Genomic DNA, 4,450 nt, shown 5'->3' with positions numbered 1-4,450 from the left:
CCCCCCAACGCCTCGCCGCGGCCCCCCTCACCCGCACCCACGGCCTCGACCACGCCCACATCGGCAGCATCTGCGATGCCCTCACCACCGCCGGCATCGACCCCACAGTGTGGACGGCACGAGCCATCACCGACGCACTCAACGCCGACATGCGTGCCCGCGGATGGACCTGGCCCGACCACATCACCAACCCCGGCGCATTCCTGTCCAGCCGACTACGACGGCTCAACTGGGCAGCTCCCCAGACTCCAACAAACACCGGCGGCTACGCCGCCGCCAGCATCGACCCAACGCCGCGACCCCTACCGCTCACCGCCGCATCGCAAGGCCGGATCACCGCCGCCCAACAACAGATCCGCCACATCCTCGCCAACCCGTCACAACGCACCCCCAGCAGTCCACCCACCGCCATCAATGTGAGCAGGCCCGATAACCTCGCCGATCGACCCACGGCCGCCGACATGGCCCGTAAAGCCGAGCAGCCGGCCGCACGGGCCGCCTTAGGCAATAGTCCCGGTCATACCGCGGCGCGTGCCGCCGCAGCCGCAGCCGCACGCGCCGCGATACTGCGCCGCACCCACACCGCTGCTGCCGAAGCCACCGACCTGGCTGCGCGGGTCGCCGCGGCGCGCACCTAACAGCGGCCAGGCTCGCACCGAGCTCAGGTGGTTCAACGCAACGCCCCCGCCAGCCCGCCCATCACGCGGTGCCCGAACGGCACTTAAGGTGCCCTAAATTTTCCCTACCGCCGAACATCACACCTCTTGCACTAAGGTATCGAATCAAGAACGTTTCGTCCTAGACGTAATTAGTTGTGGGGGTGTGGAGTGGGCGCTGACCCCGTGACATTGGAGGCCCGCACGGACTCGGTGCGGGCCTGCCCGCGGTGCGGGCAGCGCTTTGAGGTGCCCGACAAGAGGCCGGGCCGGCGGCCGGTGTGGTGCTCACCGCGGTGTCGGCGGCTAGCCTCTGCCGAGCGCGTCGCTGCCCGCAATGCCGGTGCCGCGGTGCGCGTGATCGAGGTGCCCCGCGCGCATCGACCCGACCCCGACGCACGCCTGCCGCTGCCTTCGATGCACACCCTGCACCGACTGTTTCTCAGCTCGGATTATCAATGCCAACTCCTGCTGGAGGTCCTCGAGCACCGCTACGCCGAAGGGGCGATGGGTGAGCAGCTGGGTGCTGTGGTGCAGCGTTTCGCCGCTGCGGTGCACCGTCACCAATCCCTGGCACAAGACCCCGGCTACCGGCAGGCCCGCGAGCAGGTCCAGCGGCTCGGCGAGCAGTTGCGTCGCGACGTCGAGCGTGGCCAACAGCGCGATCGCGAACTCGCGCGGCTGCGCCGAGAAGTCACCGAAGTCTGGCGGTTGCGGACCCGTGTCGCGGAATTGGAATCCCTGCTCGACGCCGTCACCGGCCACCCCACACACGACACCGACCAACACCACCAGGCGCCGATGAGCCGCCAACAACGCCGCGCCGCCCAACGCGCCGCCGACAAAACCCGCTAACCCCCCATCCTCGCGGTCGGCGATCTTGAGGCAGCGATGCAGGCAGGCCCAGATCGACTTGTATCTACCAGCCATCAGGGGTCCCCCCTTCGCTGTCGCCATTGTTTTGGACGCAGCAGATCAGCCCAATCGACATCGGGGATGCGTCGTATGTGTGGGGCTTCGACGCGAAGTGTGGATTGGTGGGCGGCATGCTTTTCTCCTCGCTGCTGGGATCGGGATCGGCGTCCTTAGCCCGATCGTGATCCGACCCGCGCCGCATGCGCGGGAGCTTCCACTGCGAGTAGCCGTCCTCGACGGTTTGGCTCCGTTGCGAGGGCACGATCGGCCCCGGTGAGGGTTCGACTTTTCGGGGGGTGAAGTCGGTGGGAGAAAGAGCTCTGATGGACTTCAGCGGGCTTCTGTGGGGGCGGAGTCCGCAGGATCGACGGCGCTCCGCGTGCGTCCCAGCGCTCCCATCCTCGCAAGTTTTTCTTGCAGGCCGCGAAGCGCCTGGATGCTCGCGTCATCGACGGCGGACCCCCATTCGCCGCCTGCCCCTTCAACCCAACTGACAGTGCTGATCTCGGTCGCCAGAAGCGTGCGGATCCAGTCGGTAATCGACATCAGGGCCGCCCTGCGTTGGATCAGGTCCTTCAGACGGTCATATTGGTCGATGAGATCCTCGACGCTGTCGAAGCCGATCGCGATGGCCATCGCGTCCGTGGGTGCCGCGGGACCCCACAAATCTCCGAGGCCTGTAACGAGGAGCGAGCTTTCGGCGGTGGTCAATGCGACTTCGACCAGCTCGTCGTTGTTAGTTACGTACTGTCCGCGGTCGCGACGAGCGGCTACTCTGCAGACGTCCGTGGGATAACGACAGCCCTCCCACGCTGTCAGCGCTCCTGCCGTCGCGATTTTTGATTGCACGATCCGGAGAGCCCGGAGGGTGGATACGTCATCGCCCCAAGCAAGACCTGCGCCGACGATCACGCTGGCGAAGCAGACCTCGGTCGCCAGAAGCGTGCGGGCCCAATCGGTCCGCGACATCGGCTTTTTCTTCCGACCCAACAGGCCCTTCAGACGGTCATATTGCCCGAGGAGATCGTCGACACTGTCAAAGCCCATCGCGAAGGCCATGGCTTCCGTACACCGCGCCGGCCCGCCCCACAATAGGAGGCCAGTCGCCAGCAGCCCGCGTTCCCGGGCGGTCAAGTCGACTGCCACCAACTCGTCGTCGTACGGCACGGACTCTTCGTCGCCGCGCGCCAGACTCGGAGCCGTTACCCCCGTGTCCGCACCAGGTTCGGGCGCCGGTGATGCCGGTGAGTTCGGTGCGGTTCCAGCCATAGCTTCGTTTAATGTGGTCTCACGGGTCGCTGGGTTGGCAGCAGCCCTATATCCCTAGGGAAGGATAGGACGCGACCCCCGGTAGATCCCCTGGCGGGGCGGGGTTGAGGGTGTCGCTGTCAGCGGTGATGCCTGCGGTGACGTTGAGCGGCATTGCTTCCAGGTCTGAGTTGGTCGCTAGCTCTTCAATGCAGGCTTGCGAGGCGCCGAGATAGGTGCTGTCGAGGTCGATTTCAGTGGCCACAAACCAGGCGTGATCATCGGGCCACCACAGGTTGGCGGAGCGATGCGACGAGTAGTGGATATCGGTACCTACTGACTGGGAGGCCGCGGCGACGGGGCCGTGAGCTAGATGGTAATCACGCCCGGGGAGCGCGAAGGTCGGCCGGTCATGAAATGCCTGGTCAAGATCACCGAAACCGGACCACACGGCAAACCAGCAGTGGTCAGCGCTCGTGGTATGCCGCGATAGCGTGCGGGCCAGCGATGCGGCCGTATCGGGAGGCAGCGTTCCCACCGCCGGTGCTTCGTCGAAGAGAGCGGGCTGGCTGTCGTGGTACTCCACGACGTATCGCGATGCATAGCCGATCAGGCGGGTGAACTGCATTCGTGGGTGGACAATTTTGTGGTTAGCGCGGGCGATCTCAGCCCAACTCACCAGTTCCGGCTCGCCGTCGTGGTTGTAGGCGGGGTGCAACACCCGGGCGTAAGCGGCGAAGGTGGCTGGGACTAGCGACCCAACGTTCTTTGTAAAGCCGCACAGGCTTTCAGTTAGCCACCGCGCCGGGCCGAGATCATCGACGACGTCCAACCCGCCCACCGCAACCATGTCTTTCACCGTAAAGGCATCGCGAGGTCGTCGTGCGACAATCTGCGTGCAGTCACAGTCAAGGCAACGGATCGATGGCGCGCCCGAAAGGAATTGAGAGCGTTGACAGGTCCACCCGAATGCGAGATCGGTTTTCACCGAGACTTCGCCGGCGGAGTGCACGTCGAGTATGCGACCTCAACCTTCTGGTTCGCCCAACACGAACTCGGCCTTGCCGATAGCTCATGGGACTTCGACGGCGAACACGTCAGCATCAACGCCGTCAACGGCAAATGGGTTTGGAAACTAACCGGCAAGAAATATGTTTACGACTACGGCCCCGATGTCGAACCAGTAGTCATGCTCGAAGGAATCCGAATCGACTGATGAAAAGAGCGGATATTCGGCGCACCATCACCCCAGTCGGGTGGTCAATCACCACTTGCCGATGCCGCGTTGTCTAGCCGCGACATCATCGGCCAGGCCAAGGGCATCATTCGTGCACCAAATGGACCTAAATCGGTCAAGTCCACGGACGTGGTGTACAACGTGGTCGGAGAAGCGTGCGCATTAGCGACCGAACAGAATGACGTCGACGGCGGCACGCAGGTGACCGCCGACCGGGATCTGAAGAATGTGATGGCCCCGACCCGTTGGTAGGCAGAGTCCTTCCCGCATATCCTTCGTCTATGCGCATAGGTGCGCGGCCCCGCGACATAGCTTCTGGTGAGTGTGACAGGTTTGGCTGGCCCCGTTTGGTCGCAGAATGTCAGGTTTGAGTGGCTCCACCGCGACTCGCCGG

At 64.4% G+C, this 4,450-nt stretch carries 5 protein-coding genes and 1 pseudogene; 3 read left to right on the top strand and 3 right to left on the bottom strand.

The annotated features are described in order from the left end of the window. A pseudogene (locus AO501_RS39085) lies at positions 1-638 on the top strand (hypothetical protein); the annotation flags it as partial. Positions 639-962: 324 nt separating this feature from the next. Here AO501_RS39085 and AO501_RS37075 read toward each other — a convergent pair. The 3 genes from AO501_RS37075 to AO501_RS10265 form a co-directional block, all read right to left on the bottom strand. Beyond that, positions 963-1,586, bottom strand: a complete 624-nt coding sequence (locus AO501_RS37075; protein ID WP_156452454.1) for a hypothetical protein — start codon at positions 1,584-1,586, stop codon at positions 963-965. Between the two features lie 315 nt (positions 1,587-1,901). Then, entirely contained in the window at positions 1,902-2,738 is an 837-nt protein-coding gene (locus AO501_RS35425) for a hypothetical protein (RefSeq protein WP_055577615.1), read from the bottom strand. Between the two features lie 148 nt (positions 2,739-2,886). Further along, a complete protein-coding gene (locus AO501_RS10265; RefSeq protein ID WP_055577614.1) occupies positions 2,887-3,669 on the bottom strand; it encodes a hypothetical protein in 783 nt (260 codons plus the stop codon). 102 nt (positions 3,670-3,771) lie between these two features. Between AO501_RS10265 and AO501_RS10260 the strand changes: the two genes are divergently transcribed. Together AO501_RS10260 and AO501_RS10255 are read left to right on the top strand one after the other, a co-directional pair. Next, positions 3,772-4,035, top strand: coding sequence for a hypothetical protein (locus tag AO501_RS10260; RefSeq protein WP_055577613.1), 264 nt, complete (start codon positions 3,772-3,774; stop codon positions 4,033-4,035). 69 nt (positions 4,036-4,104) lie between these two features. After that, positions 4,105-4,308 carry a hypothetical protein gene (locus AO501_RS10255; protein WP_055577612.1) on the top strand — a complete coding sequence of 68 codons (204 nt, stop codon included), beginning with the start codon at positions 4,105-4,107 and terminating at the stop codon, positions 4,306-4,308. Positions 4,309-4,450: the final 142 nt, after the last annotated feature.

Origin of the sequence: Mycobacterium gordonae (assembly GCF_001417955.2) — a bacterium.
GTDB lineage: Bacteria > Actinomycetota > Actinomycetes > Mycobacteriales > Mycobacteriaceae > Mycobacterium > Mycobacterium gordonae_B.
Note: the sequence above shows the minus strand (reverse complement) of the source record. Positions and strands in the feature narration are given on the sequence as shown.